This is a genomic window from Gimesia maris, assembly GCF_008298035.1.
Taxonomy (GTDB): Bacteria; Planctomycetota; Planctomycetia; order Planctomycetales; family Planctomycetaceae; genus Gimesia; species Gimesia maris.
This window is the reverse complement of record NZ_CP042910.1, coordinates 6,528,815-6,551,711: the sequence shown is the minus strand read 5'-3', so window position 1 is coordinate 6,551,711 and position 22,897 is coordinate 6,528,815. Positions and strand designations below refer to the sequence as shown.

Annotated in this window: 19 protein-coding genes; 11 read left to right on the top strand and 8 right to left on the bottom strand. The window is 48.8% G+C overall.

The annotated features are described in order from the left end of the window. The first annotated feature begins 79 nt into the window (after positions 1-79). Positions 80-1,354, top strand: a complete 1,275-nt coding sequence (locus tag GmarT_RS24425) for a YkgJ family cysteine cluster protein (protein ID WP_002647120.1) — start codon at positions 80-82, stop codon at positions 1,352-1,354. Positions 1,355-1,372: 18 nt separating this feature from the next. Here the strand turns inward: GmarT_RS24425 and GmarT_RS24420 are convergent, their stop codons facing one another. Further along, positions 1,373-1,663, bottom strand: a complete 291-nt coding sequence (locus GmarT_RS24420; protein WP_002647121.1) for a DUF427 domain-containing protein — start codon at positions 1,661-1,663, stop codon at positions 1,373-1,375. A gap of 203 nt (positions 1,664-1,866) precedes the next feature. Then, positions 1,867-2,253, bottom strand: coding sequence for a hypothetical protein (locus tag GmarT_RS24415; RefSeq protein WP_002647122.1), 387 nt, complete (start codon positions 2,251-2,253; stop codon positions 1,867-1,869). A gap of 1,317 nt (positions 2,254-3,570) precedes the next feature. Between GmarT_RS24415 and GmarT_RS24405 the strand changes: the two genes are divergently transcribed. The 3 genes from GmarT_RS24405 (at position 3,571) to GmarT_RS24395 (ending at position 5,734) form a co-directional block, all read left to right on the top strand. After that, positions 3,571-3,978 (top strand): hypothetical protein, encoded by a 408-nt coding sequence (locus GmarT_RS24405; protein WP_002647125.1) that lies wholly within the window; start codon positions 3,571-3,573, stop codon positions 3,976-3,978. 132 nt (positions 3,979-4,110) lie between these two features. Beyond that, positions 4,111-5,193, top strand: a complete 1,083-nt coding sequence (locus GmarT_RS24400; protein ID WP_002647127.1) for an Mrp/NBP35 family ATP-binding protein — start codon at positions 4,111-4,113, stop codon at positions 5,191-5,193. Positions 5,194-5,263: 70 nt separating this feature from the next. Next, positions 5,264-5,734, top strand: a complete 471-nt coding sequence (locus GmarT_RS24395) for a SufE family protein (RefSeq protein ID WP_002647128.1) — start codon at positions 5,264-5,266, stop codon at positions 5,732-5,734. Positions 5,735-5,757: 23 nt separating this feature from the next. Here the strand turns inward: GmarT_RS24395 and GmarT_RS24390 are convergent, their stop codons facing one another. Continuing rightward, on the bottom strand, positions 5,758-7,113 hold the full coding sequence (locus tag GmarT_RS24390; RefSeq protein ID WP_149303367.1) for a hypothetical protein: 1,356 nt from the start codon (positions 7,111-7,113) through the stop codon (positions 5,758-5,760). Positions 7,114-7,396: 283 nt separating this feature from the next. Here GmarT_RS24390 and GmarT_RS24385 point away from each other — a divergent pair, with 283 nt between their 5' ends. Beyond that, the gene (locus GmarT_RS24385; RefSeq protein WP_002647130.1) at positions 7,397-8,581 is read left to right on the top strand and encodes a DUF1570 domain-containing protein; all 1,185 of its coding nucleotides are present in this window, start codon (positions 7,397-7,399) and stop codon (positions 8,579-8,581) included. Here GmarT_RS24385 and GmarT_RS24380 read toward each other — a convergent pair. After that, positions 8,578-9,600: a disk-shape morphogenesis protein volactin gene (locus tag GmarT_RS24380; protein ID WP_002647131.1), complete on the bottom strand. Its 1,023-nt coding sequence runs from the start codon at positions 9,598-9,600 to the stop codon at positions 8,578-8,580. The genes GmarT_RS24385 and GmarT_RS24380 overlap by 4 nt on opposite strands. Next, positions 9,597-11,315: a hypothetical protein gene (locus GmarT_RS24375; RefSeq protein ID WP_002647132.1), complete on the bottom strand. Its 1,719-nt coding sequence runs from the start codon at positions 11,313-11,315 to the stop codon at positions 9,597-9,599. Before GmarT_RS24375 ends, GmarT_RS24380 begins: the two co-directional genes overlap by 4 nt. 432 nt (positions 11,316-11,747) lie before the next feature. Between GmarT_RS24375 and GmarT_RS24370 the strand changes: the two genes are divergently transcribed. Both GmarT_RS24370 and purB read left to right on the top strand, forming a co-directional pair. Beyond that, positions 11,748-12,428, top strand: a complete 681-nt coding sequence (locus GmarT_RS24370) for a metal-dependent transcriptional regulator (protein WP_044238478.1) — start codon at positions 11,748-11,750, stop codon at positions 12,426-12,428. Between the two features lie 76 nt (positions 12,429-12,504). Further along, on the top strand, positions 12,505-13,935 hold the full coding sequence (gene purB / locus GmarT_RS24365) for an adenylosuccinate lyase (protein WP_044238538.1): 1,431 nt from the start codon (positions 12,505-12,507) through the stop codon (positions 13,933-13,935). 95 nt (positions 13,936-14,030) lie between these two features. Here purB and GmarT_RS24360 read toward each other — a convergent pair whose 3' ends face one another. The 3 genes from GmarT_RS24360 to GmarT_RS24355 are packed head-to-tail and all read right to left on the bottom strand — an operon-like array spanning position 14,031 to position 17,861. Next, positions 14,031-15,470, bottom strand: a complete 1,440-nt coding sequence (locus GmarT_RS24360; RefSeq protein WP_002647135.1) for a DUF1501 domain-containing protein — start codon at positions 15,468-15,470, stop codon at positions 14,031-14,033. Between the two features lie 4 nt (positions 15,471-15,474). Next, a complete protein-coding gene (locus GmarT_RS29760) occupies positions 15,475-15,669 on the bottom strand; it encodes a hypothetical protein (RefSeq protein ID WP_002647136.1) in 195 nt (64 codons plus the stop codon). Continuing rightward, complete coding sequence (locus tag GmarT_RS24355) at positions 15,648-17,861, bottom strand: PSD1 and planctomycete cytochrome C domain-containing protein (RefSeq protein ID WP_198139423.1); 2,214 nt, start codon at positions 17,859-17,861, stop codon at positions 15,648-15,650. The genes GmarT_RS29760 and GmarT_RS24355 overlap by 22 nt, the downstream gene beginning before the upstream one ends. A 381-nt stretch (positions 17,862-18,242) precedes the next feature. Here GmarT_RS24355 and GmarT_RS24350 point away from each other — a divergent pair, with 381 nt between their 5' ends. The 4 genes from GmarT_RS24350 (at position 18,243) to xylB (ending at position 22,717) form a co-directional block, all read left to right on the top strand. Beyond that, complete coding sequence (locus GmarT_RS24350; protein ID WP_002647138.1) at positions 18,243-19,223, top strand: threonine ammonia-lyase; 981 nt, start codon at positions 18,243-18,245, stop codon at positions 19,221-19,223. 271 nt (positions 19,224-19,494) lie between these two features. Then, complete coding sequence (locus GmarT_RS24345; RefSeq protein WP_044238540.1) at positions 19,495-20,262, top strand: glucose 1-dehydrogenase; 768 nt, start codon at positions 19,495-19,497, stop codon at positions 20,260-20,262. An 83-nt stretch (positions 20,263-20,345) separates the two neighbouring features. After that, positions 20,346-21,110, top strand: coding sequence for a 3-keto-disaccharide hydrolase (locus GmarT_RS24340; protein WP_002647140.1), 765 nt, complete (start codon positions 20,346-20,348; stop codon positions 21,108-21,110). 74 nt (positions 21,111-21,184) lie between these two features. Further along, positions 21,185-22,717 (top strand): xylulokinase, encoded by a 1,533-nt coding sequence (gene xylB, locus GmarT_RS24335; RefSeq protein WP_002647141.1) that lies wholly within the window; start codon positions 21,185-21,187, stop codon positions 22,715-22,717. Positions 22,718-22,897 lie beyond the last annotated feature (180 nt).

The following is a 22,897-nucleotide window of genomic DNA, read 5'->3' as shown; positions in this document are numbered from 1 at the left end:
CTTTGCGTTTGGTTTTTGTAATCTTTACAATAGAACCGAGAGAATTAGAACAGAATCCGTCACTGATTAAAGAGTACGTATGCCGTCGCCCCGCTTGAAGCTGCCTGTGATCCAGAACTGGAACTGCCATAACTGTGGTGGTTGCTGCAAACAACATGAAATTGAGATCACGGTTGAAGAAAAAGAACGAATTGAAAAGCAGCGCTGGGATCTGGACGAATCGATCCCCGCGGGCAAGCCAGTGATTGAAAAGCTGGGTCTGTCTCCGACAAGCAAGCGGTATCGACTCGCTCACCAGGCAGATGGTTCCTGTGTATTTCTGAATGAACAGGGACTGTGTCGTATACATGCGAAGTTTGGAGAACCCGCCAAACCACTGGCCTGTCAGGTCTATCCATATGCGTTTCATCCGGCGGGCAATGATGTAGCTGTCAGTCTGCGATTCAGTTGCCCTTCAGTCGTTTCGAATCTGGGCGAACGTGTTGATCAGCAGGAACCTGCCATTCGGAAGATTGTAGACCAGGTACTTCCGAAACGTCGCAAAACTCCTCCTGCGCCGGGGTTGAACTCCCGGGAAACGGTGAGCTGGCCTGATACTCTGAAAGTCGTGTCAAAATTAAATCAGTTTTTTCAATCAAAAGAGACACCGTTTGAGATTTGTCTGCTGCGCGCGATCGGCTTTGTGGAACTGATCGAATCTTCTCGATTCGAAACGATTCGGGGGGAGCGACTGGAAGAGTTTCTGGAGTTGATTTTTCAGGCTATTCTGCAGGAATACCCTGCCGATCTGAAATTGGAGCCGGTGGTCCCCAGTCGACTGGGTGGGATTCAGTTTCGACTACTGGTAGCTCAATACGCCCGAAAAGACACGTATGCGGAATCCTCTCGTGGGCTGGGACGACGCATTGCATTGCTGCAGTCTGCGTTGAAATTCACACTGGGAACAGGACGGATTCCCAGTCTACAGGAACGGTTTTCGCCGGTTCCTTTCGCGCTGGTGGAGCAGCCTTTTGGTGGATTACCATCAGAAAGCGAAAAATTGTTTTTACGATATTATCGGGTGAAGATCGAAGGTCTGCATTTTCTGGGAGCAGCTTACTATGATATTCCTTTCGCAGAAGGATTTAATCACCTGGCGTTAATGTTTCCCGCAATCATGTGGATGGCGCGCTGGATTGCCGCGGGAGAGGGTAGAGCGAACTTGAAACCGGAAGATGTGAATGAAGCAATGGCGATTGCCGATCATCATCACGGCTACTCACCCGTATTTGGACTGCCGCATTTTCGGAGCAGGGTCAAAAACCTGTCTCGTTCTCAAGATATCAATAAACTGATCGGCTGGTATAGTCAGTAGCCAATCCGGTCTTTCCGTTCAGGAATCTCTATAGAGTTCGACGCCTTTCCAGAAGGCGATTCGATTTTTGAGCTCTCCATACTCTTTGAGTGGATCAAGATAGTACCACGCGGCATCACGATTGATTTTGTCATCTACAACCACATCGTAGAAGAATGCTTTGCCTTTCTGGGGACTGATAGAAGTCGATGAGCTTTTCTTAAGAAAGTTGCTGTTAACGGACTCGAGTGGAAAGTACACATCTCCGTCAACGATGACGGTATTGTCAGAATCTACCAGTATTGCCTCATTCCAGATCGCTTTAGGCACACCTTACTCCTCATCGCTAAGTACATATGAAAGGAACTTATCAACGAAATGAGAATGGATTGGAATGAGGTTGCCCAAGAACATCCTAGACAAGTTTTATCTGAAAACCATAAAAATTCTAGAAAAAAATGCTCTCTTTACAGAAATCAATGCAGTCAGACCTGATCTGGCTTATCTGAGAAATGAAGGGGATCCAGTGAACATCAGGATTCTTGACTGGTATCGTCAGGCACTCCTCGAGGACTGTAGGAGATGATCCCGAGTTCCCATTGCTTGCGTTTAAACATGTTTTGTGAGTTTAAAGTATGGATAAATGAAGCATCTTTTCGCTGGTAGGAAATCAGTCCGCCATCTTCGAGTTCCACGACAAAGATCAGTTCCTGCTGATGTGCTGAAGGATACTGTTTAATTTCAATCTCTGCCGAACCAAGCAGTTCTGTGATGGTTCGGGAAGGCTCTGCCTGACTGAGTGTAAACCGTCCATTGGTATTGGGAATCTGCTCCCATTGATAGCGTTTCAGCAGGTCTTCGATTTTCATTTTGATACTGGCAGCTGGATGGAGAATTGATTGAGAAAAGGAACCATTCACTAAACTTCTGAATTTCAAGTTTAGAAAGTTGTTGCTGAAATTAAAAGGAGAGGAAAATGCTGTGAATTATCAGAAGGCAGTATATAAAAAAAATGATGTTTCTCAGGAAGAGAGACACCATTTTTAAATATTCTCAATTGTCAGCTCAAATGATCAGATCGTTTAGATTTCTGAACTTGAAAGCCAGGCTTCAATTTAAATCGTCTGGTGAAGTCCGTCCGAGGGAATAATTTCCCTCGGACTTGACGTTCACGATTTTTGAAGCTGCCCTTCGGACCTGATAGGCCAATCTCGTAGTGTCGAGATTACAGAAACCCTCAAATCTAACTAGTTGCAGCAAGACTTGGGAGCTGGAGCACAGCAAGTTGGTTTAGGAGCTGGAGCACAGCAGGTTGGAGCTGGTGCACAGCAGCTTTTCTTAACTTTGCAGCACTTAACCTTTACTTTGCAGCAACGGTCTTTGCAACGATTGAACATTTTACCGCAACGGTCTTTACATCCTCGCAGGAAACCTCCGTTGAAGAGCTTCTTGTGACCACAGCATGAGTCACAAGAGTTGCAGCAAGACTTGGGAGCTGGAGCACAGCAAGTTTTAGGAGCTGGTGCACAGCAGGTCTTTGGAGCTGGAGCACAGCAGGTCTTTGGTGCTGGGGCACAGCACTTAGGAGCTGGAGCACAGCAGGTTTTAGGAGCTGGGGCACAGCATGTTGGTTTAGGGGCAGGAGCACAGCATCCTTTACCCAGGAAGCCAGCAGCTTCAGCATTAACACCAGCACAACAAACAACCGCTAAAGCGGCAACATAACTTAACAATTTCATTTAGGCAATCTCCAAGGATTCGCTTCGTGGACGGTCGTGAGGTACTCAATCACGGTTGATTCAGATGAGGTTTTCCGATCAACCTGGGAGTCCATAGCCTCACGTAATTAAAAAGGTAAACCTGAATATTTTTTCGGCCAGATTCCTCAGAGAGTCCTTGAAGAAACATGAAATTGTCTACTCTGCATGCAAAGTGGGTCCTGAAAATACGCTTGTATCGATTATGACGGCCTTGGTTTAAGTACTGTCAAAGGTGAGCGGGTTCGGATTGTAACTCGTTCTGAAGAAGAGTGTTTGTATGTATATTTGCCTGTCTGCATTTGAGAACATTGAGAAGCGTCACGTCATATTCTGGAAAAAATACTACAGCCGACGAATCCAGAGGCTGTATATGAGTTGTAATCAAAGCGGGGGTGTATACGATTGTGTTATAGACTGGCAGTCTGCGATCCGCTGCGGAAGTTGATCTGGCCTTTTGTTCAATGTGATGGGGGCTTTATGAAAAAAGTGTTTGTTCTAGAGGAGCGGGCACACATTGTATCTGAGCTTCAATGGCAGTTTGAAGGTGAAGTTGACTGGCAGATTCGCGGGTTTTCTGCCGAGCTCGATTTATTTCAGTTCGTTCTGCGGGAGAATTCGGAAGAATTTCTGGTCATACTTGATTTAAGCATAGGCAAGCAGATCTGTCTGCAGTTTTTACAAAGGTTTATGGGATCGCGTGGTTCTTTTCCGGTGATCATATTCTCCGAAGATCCAAAGTTGAATCTGGAATGGGCCTTGCGGGAACTGGGAGTCTTTCATTTACAACTTGGAAGTCTGGAACCAGAGCGAATCGCGAAAATCTGCCGCTGGCATTTTGATCTGCAGAAGCCAGAACTGTCAGCTCCCTTGCAGATTGAACAGTGACCCGATTAAAAACCTGATTCGTACCTGGTCGGCGTTTCAGACAGCAGAGTCAGATTCTCAGAAGAACACCAAAACGTTCCGACCACCCGTTCAACAGATACTGATAAAATACAAGGAAAGCAGAAAAAGCTGATGGCGAATGCTGAACTGAATGAAACGAATCTCAAGAGTTGTCTCTCTTCTGTTGTTGATCCCGTTTTCGAAAAACCTCTGTCTGTCTCCGGATTTATAAAATCAGCGATTGCAGATGATTCATCTCGGGTATCGGTTGAGATTGAACTGCCGGTTCCTTCGTATCCGAAAGAGTCTGAACTTTCAAAGTTGATTCAAACGACAATCCAGCAGGCGTTTCCCGATTGTCAGGATATCAGCATCAAATACAGTGCGAACATTCGCGGCAAGCAGTCGGGTGGACGTATCGGGCTCAATGTGAAAAATATCATTGCTGTTGGCGCCGGCAAAGGTGGTGTTGGCAAGAGCACTGTCGCAGCAAGTCTGGCTTATGCATTACAGCAGTTTGGTGCCCGCGTGGGACTGGTCGATGCTGATGTCTATGGTCCCAGTATTCCGCATCTGGTAGGGACCAGTGAAAAACCTGTTGCGCAGGAATTTCAAAATAAAGACGGGCAGGCAGTCACCCGCATTGTTCCGGTTGAAGCCAGAGGACTTAAAGTGATGTCGATGGCATTCTTTGTGGAACCCGATCAGGCAGTGATCTGGCGCGGACCGATGTTGCATAAGGCGATTACACAATTCCTGCAGGATACTGAGTGGGGAGAACTGGATTATCTGATTATTGACATGCCACCGGGCACAGGAGATGTCTCACTCACACTGTCGCAGTTAATCGATCTGGCAGGTGCTGTCGTGGTCTGTTCTCCTCAGAAGGTTGCCTTACTGGATGCTGTCAAAGCTGTCCAGATGTTTCGACAGGTGAAAATTCCCGTGCTGGGTATCGTCGAAAATATGTCGGGAGATGTTTTTGGACGCGGGGGAGCGCAGGAGAAGGGTAAAGAACTGCAGATTCCCTGTTTAGGTGAAATCCCCATGAATGCAGAGATTCGGGAAAAATCGGACTCGGGCAATATTTCGGAATTGTTGACTGAAGGGCTTGAATCTCAACAGTATCTGCTGAAAGTCGCAGAAAATACTGCCATTGAAATTGCGCGTACCCTGATTGAAAAACCTTCAAGACCCCCCTTAGAAATACTATAATAGAGCTGGAGACTGAAATATCTGTTCGGCCTCTCGAAATAAATTACCTGCTCTATAAAATGAAACTGACATGTCCTCGAAACAAAACTCTCAAACAGCAGATAAAACTCAGAACATGATTACCATTGACGAATTGATCGAGGAGTTTGAATTCCTAAATGACTGGGAAGAACGCTGTGACTTTCTGATCGACCTCGGATTTGAACTTCCTGCCATGCCCGAGTCTGAAAAGACCGAAGAAAATCGGGTCCATGGGTGTCAGAGTATGGTCTGGCTGACAACAGAACTTAAGAACGCAGATGGGGAGAATGTGCTGCATATTAATGCAGACAGTGATGCGTTGATTGTGAAAGGGCTGATTGCAGTCCTGCTGGCAATCTATAACGATAAAACACCAAAACAGATCTTGAAGACAGATGTCAGACAGTATTTTTCACATCTTCAACTGGATAAGTATTTGAGCTCGCAGCGCAAAAATGGATTGTTCGGAATGGTGGAACGTGTCCAGAGTGAAGCGAGGCAGGTGGTTGAAAGAAACTGATCTGGATTCCCAGGTTGTGGAAATCACGGTGTGTTTTTATCACCGTCCGCCGGGAGTTTGAGTTTCTCGAAACGAAAACTGATCGGTGCAGCTGTGATCAGTGTGGGAGCGAGATAAGTAAACCGCAGGCTGTTCTGTCGCAGAGGCAGATCTGTGAATTGATACGAAACTCCGATCTTACCCGCGCTTTCCAGCGTTGTGTGCGAAGCGCCGTTCAGCCAGTACTTTTGACCTTCCGGGTTTTCCAGGTACGCCCGATTGTGATAGATCCAGGTGCGGTGAGATTCAAATGCAGGGCCGCCATAGTCATAACTTAGAGCGATTCTCACATTGCAAGTCTGACTGGTGAGAAGATTTTTCTGCTCCACATTGACGAGTTCAACGGAAACATTTCCCCGTCGGCGAATCGCGCCTTTTGATTCCAGTAGATTATCAAACGTGATCGGAAGAGTCTCCGCCGCGAGTTCCATCTGCATTGTTCCCTGGATATTGAACGTCGAATGCTTCTGCTCGTTGTTGAGGACCCACGTCATCGTGAAATTGACGTTTTTTCCCCCTTCTCCTAAAGGGAGTTCCAGGTTTGCCTGTGGGGTAAATGGAGAGAGCTTTTTGGATTGACTGGTACTGCAATGGATCTCTCTGGCTGCATAGCTGAGAAACAGCGGTCGCAGGCGGGGTTCTACTTCGACTTGAAATTTCACAGACAGTAAGTCTTTGTTTGAACTTCCTCGCAAGGGACGATTCTGGATGTCCAGAATGGTAATTTTGAAGGGGCCATCATAGCAGGTCTTTAGATCTTTACTGGAGCGGGACGAATTGTCTTCAGTATTCAGCTGAAACTGCATTGAGTCGCTGGAACCATCAATCTGATATGTGAGAGGCAGTTTTTGACACAGTTCATCGATGGCCTGCCAGAAGGGAGTCTTTGCAAATTCCACCTGAATTTTTCGGTTAAGTGTTTCATCGGTTATTTTGTGCAGACCAAACGTGTTTCCGGACTGACTGGAAATATGCTGCAGGATCGATTTAAGGGAATAACTCCCTTCGAGAGAAATCAGTGATGAGTGTAATGAATCCAGAGCCGCCTGTTTCTCAATCTGGAGTTTCACGCGTATTAAAGCTTCGCGTACTGAAGCAGTCGTCACAAGTTCGGGGGGGGGGAGCAGAGAGAGCACAGGGGTTCCCAACTCAATCAGTTTGCTTTCCGCCTGCTCTCTGACCCGACGCTGGTTATCGTCGAGTTGAGTGATGAGCGTTTCCACCTGGCGTTTCAGGTCTGTCTGTTTCTGAACCGGATTCGGTTCAACTGCAGATACTTGCAGATGATTGTGCGTGAGAGTCACAATCATCATTGCTGTAAATTGCAAGAGTCGTATCACAAATCGATCCCGTTCAGATTCCAAGGAATTCGTGGTAAAATAAAACACCTGACATGTCCATTGTAACTGTTCAATGTGCCAGGAAAACACCCTGTGTTTCTGCTTCATCGATAAATCTATTGATTATAACCGTTATGTTCCCTGCGTTTCCTGTTACCCGACGCCTGGATCGAACTCTGTCAGCGATTTCAGAAGCCGGACTCTGAAACGGCGGTTAGACTATCTATAGAGATAAACTTCTCCAAGAACCAGAGATCCCGCCACACGATTCGAGGTCGTCCCGATGCTGACCTGCCTGCGCCTGATTCCGCTCTCCCTGTTAGGGGCCAGTCTGTTCTGGCTGACTTGCGAGCCTGTCTGCGCAAAACCACCTTCACTGATTGAGATGAAAACCGATAATACGGTGTTCGTGGGGAAATCGATTGCGCACAATGATGATGTTTGCTGGATGATGGATCAGTCGGGGATGTTATCGGAAGTCTCGTTAAAGAAAGTCAAATCCTTTCGAAAAGTGGCTTCAGAATTTCAAAAGCTTCCCTTAAATAAAATGAAGTTGCAGCTGCAGAACGAATTCGGCCCGCTATACGAAATTATCGCGACTCGACACTATCTGATTTGTGCCCCGCGCGGGAAAGCCAAAGCGTATGGCGGTGTATTTGAAGATCTCTATGAGTCGTTTTCACACTATTTTGCCTTACGTGGCTATCAGGTGAAGGCACCTGAATTTCTGATGGTCGCAGTCATTTTTCCCGACCAGGCGCAATTCTTTGACTATTGTAAAAAAGATGGCGTCCGCGCCGGCCAGGGTTTACTGGGATATTATCACCCGCATACCAATCGAACCGCTTTGTTCGATCAGGGGGCGGCGACTGCTTTACAGGAAACCAATCCGCATCAGAATGAGACACAGTTGAGCTATGCGCGGGTTTCCGCGGGTGGTAAAAACATGGCAGAAGCATTGCGTGATACGATGATTCACGAAGCCACTCACCAGGTTGCTTTTAATACCGGACTGCATACCCGGATCGGTGAAAATCCACGTTGGGTCGTTGAAGGGCTGGCAACCACTTTTGAATCTGATGAGCTGCGGACTCATACGGGAGGCAGCACAAATTCTCTCTCCCGAATCAATCGAGATCGATTGATCTGGTTTGTGAATTATTCCCGTACCCGACGAAAGAAGGGATCACTACGAACTTTCATTCGAGACGATTCACAGTTTCGATCTTCGACTCTGGATGCTTATGCTGAAGCCTGGGCGCTCACGTTTTTTCTGGTGGAGACTCAGCCTGCCCGTTATGCCCGCTATCTGAAATCAGTCTCGGAGCGCGATCCTCTGCTGGAATACTCTGCCGATGCCAGGGAGCAGGACTTCAAGAAAGCGTTTAAAACCAATATCCAGACGCTTGAAGTTGATTATCTGAAGTTCGTAGAGCAACTGACGGCAGAACTGGTTCAGCAGAATTAAGCTGCCCGCATCGCAGCTTCCTCTTCCATGGCGGCGATGACAAGAGTGCCTCGCGTAATAGCAGATTGTTCATCCGGAACCAGGGTCACTTCACCTTGATTGAAGGGGATTTTGCGGTTTACAAGATTCTGGCTGAGCAGTTCGTTGAAACCGGCTGTCTGTGCGAGATCTCCCAGGCAGACAACCGGTAACAGTTTCAGCGTGGCGATGTAGGGTTGGATTGTTTCCAGTTGAGTCGCAAATTCATCCAGCAGGCTGTCCAGTAATGATTCATACCAGGATGTCACCACCGAATGATGTGATAGATAAGGACTCAGACTGATTTGCGGGCTGAGCCGTTTCTCCTTTGCCTGTTTTGGATCGATCAGTGGTTTTCCCTCTGGACCGTTCTTAAACATTTTCCAGGCATGTGCCAGTTGTTCGTCCATCCACTCGCTTCCAAATGGTACCGAATGTCGTGCGACGACTCGGCTCTGGTGGACCAGTCCGATTTCGGAATGCGAATGCCCCAGGTAGATCACATAGCCGGAATAGCGGGTTGCTGCCGGAAAGGCTGACAGACCCGCAGCCAGAGTGATTGTAGTGGCAAAAGGAGTAAACCCCTGTAAAGAGATTAGTTGTGCTGTCAACTTGTTAAGTGGTGACTGCGGAGTATTACCCGGCACAATGAAGGCACAGTATTCTCCATCGGCTTTCGCCCTGGGGAGTACAGACTGAATCAATGTTGAGAGCAACTGACGGTGCACCGGATCGTTCAATACCAGTTCACCATTCGTAAACAGTGGATAAAGCGGTACTTTTGAAAAACGTGAAATCTGAGCGGCGTTTTCGCCGGGGATGATCAGTGTTTCTTCAGAATTGAGAAACGGGACACCAATTTTCTGCAGCATCGATCGGTTTTCACTGTTGTCTTCCAGGATCGTATACAATGCTTCGATGGAACGCCGTGTCAGTTTGTGACTCGCATCATTTTGTAATGTCCGGAGACAGGTTGAGTCAATCTGGAGTGCAGTGCTCATTTAGGTAATACTCCCTGTACTGCCTGCAGCACTCGGTCGAGAATTGTGTAATGTCCCTTCTTCTCTGACTGGCTGGTATGTCCCAGACGTGATGAATCAGTAGGGGGTTGCTTTGCTTCGTCCGACTTTGAAGAGTCCTGGTGTGAACGGTCAAAGCGGAAAGCAGGTTGCTTCCGTTTCTTTTCAGGTGGTTTCTCTGGAGCTATGACTGTTCCCGCGCTGGAGAATTCCGGTTGCTCCGGAGTTTTTGATTCACGATTGGACCTCTGGTTAAAGTGAGGACCCTTCAGAGTTGGCTCTGCTTTGTCGACGCGCAGGGAACGTGACTGATGACGTCCATAAATGAAAGCCTGTGTTGGTATTTGAGCTGTTTCATCAATCACGGGTATCTGGTTTTCGAGAATCTGTTCCAGCAATGATTTTTCCGGCAGCGGAGGCAGCTTCTCCCATTGAGTGATAATTGTAGCGTCATTGTCGCGTTCCGTTTGCGCCCGTGAAGCGTTTACCTGCTTGCGAGGTTTTTTATGCAGATATTTCCAGAGCAGAAACGCAATTCCTGCGAGCAGAATATAAGCAGTTCCCGGGGGCCAGAACGATGATTCAGCTGACTCATCTGTCTCTTCATATTTTGACAGGTCTTCATCGAAACGGGCGTCAATGGATTCCACAGGAGGTGCGGGAGCTGCTTTCAGGTCCAGATCAGGAACTGAAGCAGAATCTGCCTGCAATTGAGTCTTCTCATCAGGTTTCTCATTCGGAAGAGTGGAATTTCCTTCCTCTGAATGAGGATGCACCGGATTGGGTACCTCTGCTAAGCTGGCGGCAGTCTGCTGCAGCATTGGTCCTCTCAGCAGCGGCGGATTGGTTTCTACTTTCAGGGAAGCATCTTCAGATGGCGATGAGGCTTCTTCTGGATGCGTCACCTTCTGCAACTCTGGAGCTTGTTCTCCATTGAGAGAACCGGTTTTATCCAGAATTCCAGGTGCTGACGTTTCCTGAAAAGGATTCGAATTCGTACTCTGTGCGGGGCGCAATCGTCGTGGAGCTGGCAGGGAGTGTGGAACCATGGACAGGTTCAAAACCTGCGGAGAATTTAAGACGATGACTGTTCCTGAGGTGAATCTGGATGTCAGTTTTCTCGATTTGAAATCGGAATTACCCCGGCTGCGATAGGGGGGAATAATTTTGATAGACTCTGCCAGGTTTGCATATTGCTCCAGGGGTTGTCTCAGGCATTTCAAGATGCCGGCCAGGTCTGCCATTTCAGGCCGTACCCCAAATATTACAGGGCGATCCAGCAGGTTGAGAATGGCGATCTGAATTAATTCAGAGTTGGATGACTTCTGCAATTGTGCAGTCTGAGCCGATGTGCTGAATGAGACATTCATGACATTCGCTGACGATTTCAATGCAATCAGGACATCGCCATGCATGAGCGGAAAGTCGACATCAGGGTTAAAGAACAGATCCTGACTGCTGCGACCACCTCGTATCACACGGATGACACCAGAAAAATCAGGGGTCAGACCACCTGCTCCCGAGACAACCTCACTGAGTCGCAGTTCCTGATTTGAGAGCTCGTAGGCGGCACAGCGATTGAATTCGCCCAGCAGTCCGACAACGGCAGTTTGCCGGACCTGTTCTTGCTGTAAGCCAATTTCACGAACAACCGTTTGCGCATGGGCACCCTGAAATGTTCCTGTGAGCAGGAACATTATCAGTAACCTGATACCAGTCTGGTGCCAGCAATCCATCCGGCCTTCCTTACGACTATATTGAAAAGTGAAAATGTGAGTGGATGAGAGGAAACCGTATAATCACTAAAATCGGCAGATTCTAACATTCGACATGATTCAAACTGACAGTTTTTTCAAAAAAGGAATGATTCAATGCGATCGAATTAAATATCAGTAAGTGTTTATCTCAAGATCACTTGAGTAAGTTAGACATAGAGGGAGGGAACACTTCGCTATCTCGAAATGCCGTTGATTTCGAGTGTGGTATTGATTCCAAGTGAATTACGATGTTGCTAGGATAAACAGGCATTGGCTTGCTGAATATGTTGTCCTGGTCCGGTCCTGTGCAGTTTGTGCTCAAGGTAACTTAGATCCGACCAGAGTGATCTGTCTGAAGAAGCAGGAAATCTTGTGAACGTAACTAGTTTGACCGTTGAGAATTATCTGAAGGCGATTTTGCAGATCAGTCTGCAATCCGGGTCAGAATGGATCAGTACGGGCGAATTAGCCAGGTATATGAATGTGGCACCCGGTACAGTTACCAGTATGCTGAAAACCCTGAAACAGTCTAAGCTGGTCGAGTATCGCCCGTATGAAGGGGCCAGTTTAACGGACGCAGGTAAACACTCTGCCATCCGTGTATTACGACGGCATCGACTGATCGAACTGTTCCTGTTTCAAACGTTGAAACTCTCCTGGGACCAGATCCATGCGGAAGCGGAAAATATGGAACACGCGGTGAGTGATTTCCTCGTGGATCATATCGATGAGTACCTGGGATTTCCTGAAACCGATCCACATGGCGATCCTATCCCTTCTATTGATGGACAGATGCGGCGAGCCTACCCTAATCTGACGACCCTGGCTGCCTGTCCAGACGGAGTCAATTTGCGGATCGTACAGGTGACCGATCAGGAACCGGAATTTTTGCGGTTTCTCTCCCGCACCGGTCTGGAGATCGGTTCAGTGGGACGGGTCACCGAAAAGAATATCGAAGCCGGGATTGTGATCTCCGAATGGAGTGGCCAGCAGATCTCCATGGGCATCCATGTCGCAGAGAACATGAAGGTTGTTCCGATTCCCGATAATTAGTATCTCATATCTGAGGTACTGTCATTAATTCTGTGTGAAATGCGTTTCACCTGTCGTGCTGAAGAAAGAGAAGAAATTGAGTCACCTTATTTATAAAAATCCGTTGATTGGTCGTTACGCATCTCAGGAAATGAGCCAGATCTGGTCGGCACAGAAGAAACATTCCACCTGGCGCAGACTGTGGGTGGCGCTGGCGGAATCGCAGCATGAAATGGGACTGCCTGTAACAGCGGCACAGGTTGAGTCTTTGAGAGCCGCCATTGATGATATTGATTTTGAACTGGCTGCAAAAGCAGAAAAGGATCTAAGACATGACGTGATGGCACACGTGCATACATACGGTGAGCGTTGTCCTGATGCCAAAGCGATTATCCACCTGGGGGCCACCAGTTGTTTTGTGACCGATAACAGCGAACTGGTGATGATACGCGAAAGTCTGCAGCATGTACGCGCGAGGCTGGTTTCCGTAATCGATCATCTGGCGAAGTTTGCGAATGAGTATCGCGATTTACCCTGTCTGGGATTCACACACCTTCAACCAGCCCAACCAACGACTGTCGGAAAACGAGCGACCCTCTGGTGCTATGATCTGATTCTGGATCTGGAAGAAATTGAGTATCGACTGGAAAAACTCCGATTTCGCGGTGTTAAAGGAACGACAGGAACTCAGGCCACTTTTCTGCAACTGTTTCAAGGTGATCATGCGAAAGTGGATGAGCTGGATCGACGTGTGACTGAGAAGATGGGTTTCGCTGATCGTTACGCGGTCACGGGGCAAACCTATTCACGCAAAGTTGATGCTCAGGTCTTGTCGGCATTAAGTGGCATTGGCCAGTCCGCTCATAAAGCAGGGAATGATATTCGAATACTGCAAAGCCGCAAGGAACTCGAAGAACCATTCGAGAAGAACCAGATTGGTTCTTCGGCAATGGCTTACAAGCGCAACCCGATGCGATCAGAACGGATGTGTTCACTGGCCCGGTTTGCGATCAGCCTGACCGCGAATGCTGAAGATACTGCAGCAACGCAGTGGATGGAACGCACGCTGGACGACAGTGCGAATCGGCGTTTGTCACTGCCTCAGTCATTCCTGGCAATCGATGCGGTCCTGATTCTGTATCGTAATATTGTGGATGGTATGGTTGTTTATCCGAAAGTCATTGAGAAACATTTGAATGAAGAGCTGCCTTTCATGGCGACCGAAGAATTTCTCATGGCAGGAGTGGAAGCGGGCGGTGATCGTCAGGAATTGCATGAACTGATTCGCGTTCACAGTCAGGCGGCTGGAGCTGAAGTCAAGGTGCAAGGCGGAAAGAATGACCTGATTGACCGTCTGCAGAAAGACCCCGCTTTCAAGGACTGTGATCTGAACAGTGCGCTCGATGCCCGCAAATATATTGGCCGGGCACCGGAACAGGTCGATGCGTTTATTGCTGAGATCATAGAGCCGGTACGACAAAAGTATCAGGATGCTCTACAGCAGTCTGCAGAAGATCTGAAAGTATAACTTCTTTCAGTTGCACAAGTTCCCGATACAGCAGAAAAAGAAAACGCCCCGATGAAAGTTCATCGGGGCGCTTCTCAGGGACTTCTAGTGCCATGCTACGTCAGTATCTGATCGATGACGTGTGCTTCTTCGACACCCGTGAGTCTGGTATCCAAACCCTGGAATTCGACACTGAATTGATGATGGTTGATTCCCAGCAAATGCAGCATCGTGGCATGCAGATCACGAACGTGTACAATATTCTCTACTGAATTATAGCCCAGTTCATCGGTTTCGCCATAGGTAATTCCACCTTTTATTCCACCCCCGGCCATCCACATGGAAAAACCCTTAATATGGTGGTCACGACCTGCTCCCCCTTTCCCCTGGAACATGGGAGTTCTGCCAAATTCCCCTCCCCAGATCACGAGGGTTTCGTCCAGCATGCCCCGTTGTTTGAGATCATTGATCAAAGCCCAGGTCGGTTTATCAGTTAATCCGCAACAGGTATTCATGTAGCGAACCAGGTCTCCATGGTGGTCCCAGCCACGGTGATACAGGTGAATAAATCGGGAACCCCGTTCGGCCAGTCGCCGTGCCAAGAGGCAGTTATTCGCATAACTGCCCGAACCGGGTTCAGCACCATACATCTCCAGGGTCTGCCTGGTTTCCCCGGAAAGATCCATCAGTTCGGGGACCGAGGTCTGCATCATGAAGGCCATTTCATAGGCGGCAATTCGAGTGTCGATTTCCGGATTGGTGACACGTTCATTTCGATAGCGATCCAGTTTCTGGATAGTTTCAATCAATTGTTTCTGTTGGGAATTGCTGATGCCTTCCGGATTCTTGAGGTAGTTTACTGGATCGCCGGTCGAGTTGAACTGGACGCCCTGGTAGCGACTGGGAAGAAACCCTGTGCCCCACTGTCGCGATGCAATCGGTTGTGGGTTTCGTCCTCCGACACTGGTGAGAACGACAAAGCCTGGCAGTTCTTCTGTTTCGCTCCCCAGACCGTAAGTGATCCAGGAACCCATTGAAGGTCGACCGCTGATTGCGGTACCCGTGTTGAGAAATGTGTGCGCAGGGTCATGATTAATCTGTTCGGTTACCATCGAACGGATAATGCAAATGTCGTCAGCAATCTTTGCGGTCCAGGGAAGGAAGTCACTGATCTCCTGGCCATTGCGTCCATACTTACGAAATCTGGTTAAAGGCCCCTGGCATTTGAGTTCTTTTCCCTGCAGCTGCGCGATTGGCTGCCCTTTGGTAAAGCTTTCAGGGAACGGTTTTCCATCCATTTCTGCCAGTTTGGGTTTGTAGTCGAATGTCTCCAGGTGAGTCGGACCGCCAGCCATACAGAGAAAAATAACCCGCTTAGCTTTAGGGGCGATATGTGGTAATCCCGGAAGTCCTCCCATTGCAGCCTGTTTTTTTGCTGCGAGCAGGTTCTCACTTTTCAGAAGGCTTCCCAGCGCAGCCGCACCCAGGCCAACCCCGGTATTATTCAGGAAGGTCCGACGATTTAATCCGGTTTGAAATTGGTTCCAGTTCAGCATAGTTTCAGTTCCTCGTCACCACTTCATTCAGATTTAACAGCGCTCGCGCGACTTCAGTCCACGCTGCCAGTTCAATCGTATCCAGATTTGAGTTTGTCGTTGCCAGTCCGGTGTGAGTCAATGATTTGGCGGAAGTGGGCTTTGCAGAAAATGCGGTCCGGTTGGAATTCAATAAAGTCAGCAGAACCTCCAGCTCCATTTTCTCTGGTTGGCGCGACGTTGCTTTAATAAATGCGTATTGAATTTTTGCAGAGTCTGATTTTCCGCCGTTCGGACAATATCTTCAGCAAATTTCCGGGAGGATTCTACAAAAGTCGGATCGTTAAGCAGTGTCATTGCTGCAATCGGTGTGTTGGAGCGGGGGCGTTGTGCCGTACATTCTTCTCGACTCGGGGCATCAAATGCTTTGAGCATCGGATGCAGGAATTGACGTTGCCAATGCACATACAGTCCACGTCTCCATTGGCGGTCATCAGTATCTGCCACATATTTTCGTTTGGGAAAATTCAAGTGCCGATAATAGCCAGCTGGCTGGTAAGGCTTCACACTGGGACCGCCAATCTCCGTCACTAATAATCCACTCACGGCGAGTGCGTTATCGCGAATCATTTCTGCCGGCAGGCGAAAACGGGCCTGTCGATTAAGCCAGTGGTTAAAAGGGTCTGCAGTTCTCTGTTCGGTTGACTCAATGGATGATTGACGATACGCACGGCTCATGACGATGAACTTGACCATCTGCTTCATATCCCACTGATCATTCAGGAATTTGATCGCCAGTTGATCGAGCAGTTCAGGATAATGTGGGGGACCACCCTGTCCGCCAAAATCATCCAGTACAGGAGCAATTCCACGACCAAAGAAGAGATACCAGAAGCGGTTCGCCATCACGCGTGCCATCAAAGGTCCGTAGCCTTGTCTATCGGAGAGCCAGTCTGCCAGATCCAGACGAGTCAGTCGAGCGTGATCACTTTTCAACGTTCCCAGGAATTCGGGGATCGCAGGTTGTACGACGGGGCCTGTTTCATCCAGCCAGTTGCCGCGAGGGAGAATACGAATTTCCCGGGGCTTGATTGATACCGTGATCATCGTTTTCATCGCACTGCGATCAATTGCTCCTCGCGATTTTTTCAGCTTCTCCAGTTCCTGTTTGAGTTGCTGCTTTTCCTGTTTCTGCTCTGTCGATTTCAATGAAATCTCGATAGTTCTGATTCTGGATTCGATTTGAGCGATCTGTGCATTTTCCTGGTCTGTATAAAGAAAGATTTCCGGTTCACGGATGGTGGGAATTCGGTCGGCACCGCGTCTTAAGTGCTGGTCCTCATCGATATCTGCAAAAAATGAGACCATCGAATAAAAGTCTTTAATGGTATAGGGATCGTACTTATGATCGTGGCACTGGCAACACCCCATAGTGGCACCCATGAAAACAGCGGAAAAGTTTCGGATTCGGTCGGCAGCATAAATCGCCAGATATTCCTTGCGCTGGACACCCCCTTCATGTGAAGTCTGGAGCACGCGGTTGTATCCGGTTGCTATTTTCTGCTGCAGAGTCGGTTCCGGTAACAAATCACCGGCCAGTTGCTCCCGGACGAATTGATCATAAGACAGGTTTTGATTAAAGGCGTCTATCACGTAATCCCGGTAAGGTGAGATGTGGTGGTCCTGATCGCCGTGGTAACCGACCGTATCGGCAAAGCGAACCAGATCCAGCCAGTAAATCGCCATCCGCTCGCCATAGTGCGGAGAGGCCAGCAGTCGATCCACGAGTTTTTCGTAGGCAGCAGGACTGGGATCATCGACGAAGCGTTTTACTTCTGCCGGTGTGGGTGGCAGTCCTGTCAGATCGAAACTCAGCCGACGGATGAGCGTGACCTTATCGGCCTCCTCGGCGGGCTTCAGATTTTCTGCTTCCAGTCGAGACAGGATGAAGTTATCGATCCAGTTAACGGGCCAACTCTGATCTTTGATGGTTGGAGTTTTGACTGGCTGTGGTTTTACATACGACCAGTGTTGAGACCAGGGAGAACCTTCCGCAATCCATTGTCGAATCAGATTGACTTCAGTTGGTTTCAGCTTTTTCCCCGAATCTGCGGGGGGCATGACCAGATCGGGATCCTTGCTGGAAACTCGCTCAAACAGTACGCTTTGATCTGGTTGTCCGGGATGGATTATCGCTGATGCGTCTGTTGCTTTCAGGCCCTGCTCCCTGTCGAGCCGCAGGTCTGCTTCGCGGTGAGTGGCATCAGGGCCGTGACAATGAAAACAGTTTCGGGAGAGAATCGGTCTGATATCCCGGTTGAAGTCCACTTTGCCAGCAGCCGCTTCGGGTGGAAGGCACAGACTCAGAACGGCGAGGCAGCATATCAGTGATCGAAGTATTACCCAAGGCATTTTAAATCGCCCTCAGTTGAGGACGCGTGAGAAGCACCAGGGGTATGGATTTCTTCTTGGAATTCCTGGTACATCAAACGCGTTGAAAACTGTTTGGTGATACCGGTCCGTAACGAATTGTGTTAACGGTAGCTGAACTCCCAAAGTTCAGCAGGCAGGTTCATCAATGCTGGCTGAAGTTCGTATCAGCGGCAGCGGTCTCAAATCAAATCATAGCAGGCGTATAGAGCAGATGCAAGAACCTGCGATCCGGGCAGAACCTGAAAACAGGGCTTTACTTACTTGACAATCAGGGGCCAGCTAACGAACTTCAAAGGCAGAAATGTGTCACAATTTTCGTGAAACGTTCTTCTCGTCAAACTCCAGCTTCAGGTATTGATTATGCGAGCTCCGACTTATCAGGATATCCAGGATGCCCTGCCCCGTATTCACAGTATTTTGCCGCCGACTCCGCTGATTGAATGGCCCGGTTTGAGCCGACTGACCGGAACACAGCTTTTTCTGAAGCATGAGAACCACCAGCCAGTAGGCGCATTCAAAGTGCGTGGCGGCATCAATCTGGTAAGTACTCTTTCTGAAGAAGAACGGCAGGCAGGAATCATGGGGTGTTCCACAGGCAACCATGGCCAGTCACTGGCATTTGCGGCACGCAAGTATGGAGTGAAATGTACGATCGTAGTTCCCCGCAATAACAATCCGGATAAAGTCGAAGCGATTCGTATGCTGGGGGCAGAGATCATTGAGGCGGGAGAAGACTTCAATGAAGCCAAGCAGTATCTCGAAGAGCAACTGATCGATGGTAAACGGCGCTACGTTCATTCAGCCAATGAACCAAAGCTGATTGCCGGTGTAGGCACGCAGGGGATCGAAATATTCGACACGCTTCCCAACCCGGATGTGATCCTGGTCCCCGTAGGCATGGGGAGTGGCGTCTGTGGAACGGGAATTGTAGCCCGGTACATGCGGCCTCAAACGGAAGTGATTGGCGTGCAGGCTGAAAATGCTCCGGCGAATCAACTGTCCTGGAAAGCGGGAACCGCAATCACGACGCCAACCGCATCAACCTGGGCAGAAGGGGTCGCGACGCGTGCCGGCGCGGAATTCACACAGCAAATCATGCAGTCAGTATTAGATGACTTTCTGCTGGTCAGCGAAGAGGAGATGCGCATTGCCGCTTACCATATTTTAAAGCAGACTCACAATCTGGCAGAAGGAGCCGGTGCGGCGGCGCTGGCTGCGGTCTTGAAAAACCCGGCGCGATTTGCAGGCAAGAAAGTGGTTGCTGTTCTCAGCGGTGGAAATCTGAATCTGGCAGAGTTGCCTGATATCTTACGCATTGGTTCTGAACAGGCATCTTATTAGAGCGCGTCACATTTAATCAACGTGTCTCTCAATCTATTATGCCCGGTCCAAATGTTGTTGGAGATGCTGCAGTAAAACTGAAAACAGTCTAAATTCGTTACAATCAGTACACAGAAAAAATAAACCACATTTATTAAGTCGAGTCCCCTCGATTCGAAACAGCGTTGGATTGGAATTCCCTCCCGGTAATTGTTACCGTAAATGGCGAACTGGAACATTTCCAATATTGGTTCCCAGTTTGATCCTGCAAGTTAAATCCGTTGAGGGAACTATGAGATTTCAAGATCGTGTCGTGATTGTCACTGGCGGCAGTAAAGGTATCGGCGAAGGCTGCTCACGTGTGTTTTGTGCAGAGGGGGGCCATGTAGCAATTCTCGCACGAGGATTGCATGCCGGACAGGATCTGGCACGTGAGCTTAATGAGACAGGACCGGGTAAAGCGATGTTCGTGCAATGCGATGTGGGCGAGCATGAACAGATTCGCTCGGCGATCGATCTGGTCGTGGAACAGTTCGGCAGACTGGACTGCATCATCAATAATGCCGGCGTGCATCCCCCGGCAATGTCTCTGGAAGAAACCAGCATTGAGGAAATGGAACAGTTGATGCGAGTCAACTTCCTGAGTACGTTTGCCGGCGCGAAATATGCCCTGCCCCATCTGCGAAAAACCAAAGGGACGATTATTAACATGTCGTCCATGACAGCCGTGCTGGGGCAACATCATTCGACGGCTTACTGTTCGACAAAAGGGGCGCAGGTCAGTTTTACCAAGTCACTGGCAATCGAACTGGGGGAAGCGGGAGTGCGCGTAAATGCGATCCTGCCGAGCAATATCGATACGCCACTTATGCGTGACTGGGCAGCGTCCCTGCCTGATGCTGAGAATGCATTGAAAACGGTCTCCGACCTGCAGGTTTTCAAACGCATGGGAACGATCGAAGAGATGGGGAAACTGGCCTTATTTCTTGCGACCGATGATTCCAGTTTTCTGACAGGGCAGGCGATTGAAGCCGAAGGGGGCGCCAGCCTCGATTACTGATCCTTCAGTCTGATTGCTGCTGAATCATCATGCTCACTTCATATTTTAATTCAAGCATAAATATAATACGGGAGAATATTATTATGACAGGTTTACATAAAGCGTTTCGGATTCTGGTAATCACTGTTTTTCTGGGAACCGCTTATCACACCTATGGAAATCTGGTCGAAGAATACAAAAATGGTTTGATCTGGAAAGAGCCTGAAGTCGTACAGACGCCTCCTCATCAGCCTCCCTCCGATGCGATCGTCCTGTTTGACGGAAAAAATCTCGACAAGTGGAAAAACGGGGATCAGTGGAAAATCAAAGACGGGTATGCGATTACTACTAAAAAAGATATCGAAACCAGGCAGTCATTCGGGGACTGCCAACTGCATATTGAATGGGCGACACCGAAGAAGGTGAAAGGGAATGGCCAGGGACGCGGCAATAGTGGCGTCTTTCTGATGGGGAAGTATGAAGTTCAGATTCTGGATTCCTACGAAAATAAAACGTACTTTGATGGCCAGGCTGGCTCTATCTATAAGCAGTACCCCCCCCTCGTGAATGCCTGTAGAAAACCTGGAGAATGGCAGACTTATGATATTATTTTTACCGCACCTCGCTTTAACGAATACGGACAGCTGGTAAAACCTGCATATGTCACTGTGATTCAAAATGGTGTTGTCGTTCAGAACCACACTGAACTGCAGGGGGCGACCTTCTATCATCAGCCGCCTTTCTATACGGCTCATGAAGAAAAACTGCCGATTCGACTCCAGTTTCATAGAAATGATACACAGTTTCGTAATATCTGGGTGCGTGAACTCTCTGAAATCCAGCCGATAGGTTGTGTCTGCCCTGAATAAGTGACGGAATGAATTCCTGTCTGGTTTCTGTTTGCTGCAATTGAGTGACTTACTTTGAGAGAAGGATCTGAGCTATGGCCGTTTTTCTGGGAGTGGATGTCGGAACCAGCGGGACAAAAACACTGGCGATGCAGGAAGATGGAACTATTCTGTCTTCTGCTACCGTTGAATATCCCCTTTACAGTCCGCATCCTGGCTGGTCGGAACAGAACCCGGAGGACTGGTGGCAGGCAACGATCAAGAGTATCCGCAAGGTCTTAAAAGCGGGTAAAATCAAACCCGCTGATGTCAAAGGCATTGGTCTGAGCGGTCAGATGCATGGCAGTGTGTTTCTCAATAAGAAACATGAAGTCATTCGCCCCGCTCTACTCTGGAACGATCAGCGGACTGCCGCGGAATGTGCCGAGATCGAGCAACGGGCCGGCGGTCGAAAAAAACTGATCGGCATGGTAGCCAACCCCGCTTTGACCGGTTTCACGGCTCCCAAGATTCTCTGGTTGCGCAATCATGAACCAAAGAATTTTGACAAAACGGTTCAGGTGCTCTTGCCCAAAGATTACATTCGTTTTCGCCTGACGGGGGAATTCGCAACGGAAGTCAGTGATGCCTCAGGCACCTTATTACTGAATGTCAGGCAACGAAAATGGAGTCGTCCTCTTTTGAACAAGTTGGAACTAGACGAATCTTTATTGCCCGCAGTTCATGAATCAGAGGATGTCAGCGGGCATTTAACTGAGGCTTCTGCGAGTCTGCTGGGATTACCCTCCGGCGTGGCGGTCGTGGGGGGAGGCGGTGATCAGGCTGCCGGCGCTATCGGAAACGGGATTGTAAAACGAGGCGTCATCTCTGCGACGATGGGCACCAGTGGTGTGGTGTTCGCCCACAGTGATGAAGTTCAGATTGATCCCGAAGGCCGCGTGCATACTTTCTGTCATGCTGTTCGTGATAAGTGGCATGTAATGGGCGTTGTGCTGTCGGCCGGGGGAAGTCTGCAGTGGTATCGTAATCAACTCTGTGAGCAGCAGGTCGCTGCAGCCAGGAAGCAGAAAGTGGATCCATATCAACTGATTACCGCTCAGGCAGCAGAAGCGCCAGCAGGCAGCGAAGGTCTGTTCTTTTTACCTTATCTGACAGGCGAACGAACACCGCATGCTGATCCTTTTGCGCGGGCCGCATGGATTGGTTTAAGTTTGAGGCACGGACGATCTCACCTGAGTCGCGCGGTGATCGAAGGGGCAACCTATGCCATGCGAGATTCTCTGGAGATCATTCAGGAACTGAATATTCCGGTGAAAGAGATCCGCCTGTCTGGTGGAGGCGCCCGGAGTCCATTCTGGCGTCAGGTTCAGGCGGATACCTACGGACAAAAAGTCGTGACCATCAATGCCGAAGAGGGGCCTGCTTATGGAGTTGCGCTACTGGCTGCCGCGGGGACCGGTGCTTACAAGGATGTGGTCGAAGCCTGTACTGCGACCATTCGGGTCGTCGAAAGTACCAGCGTCAATTCAAAAGATAAAAAAGTCTACAATCAGGCATTTCCCGTGTATCAAAAGCTTTACTCATCATTAAAGTCTGATTTCCAGCAGATATGTGGTCTGGTGGATTAGAGTGAATCTCTCTCTGATTCCACGACCGACTGATGGATACAAGGTTTCACTATCATCTTGATCTAGGCTGGTGTGAAACAATTTTTTCTGCTGTCAATTGTGTAACTGGGGGTAAACAGTTAATTTAAACGGGGTAAGGATGCGCGTCTTTTGCGGTGTCAGGCTCATTGTATTAAGTAT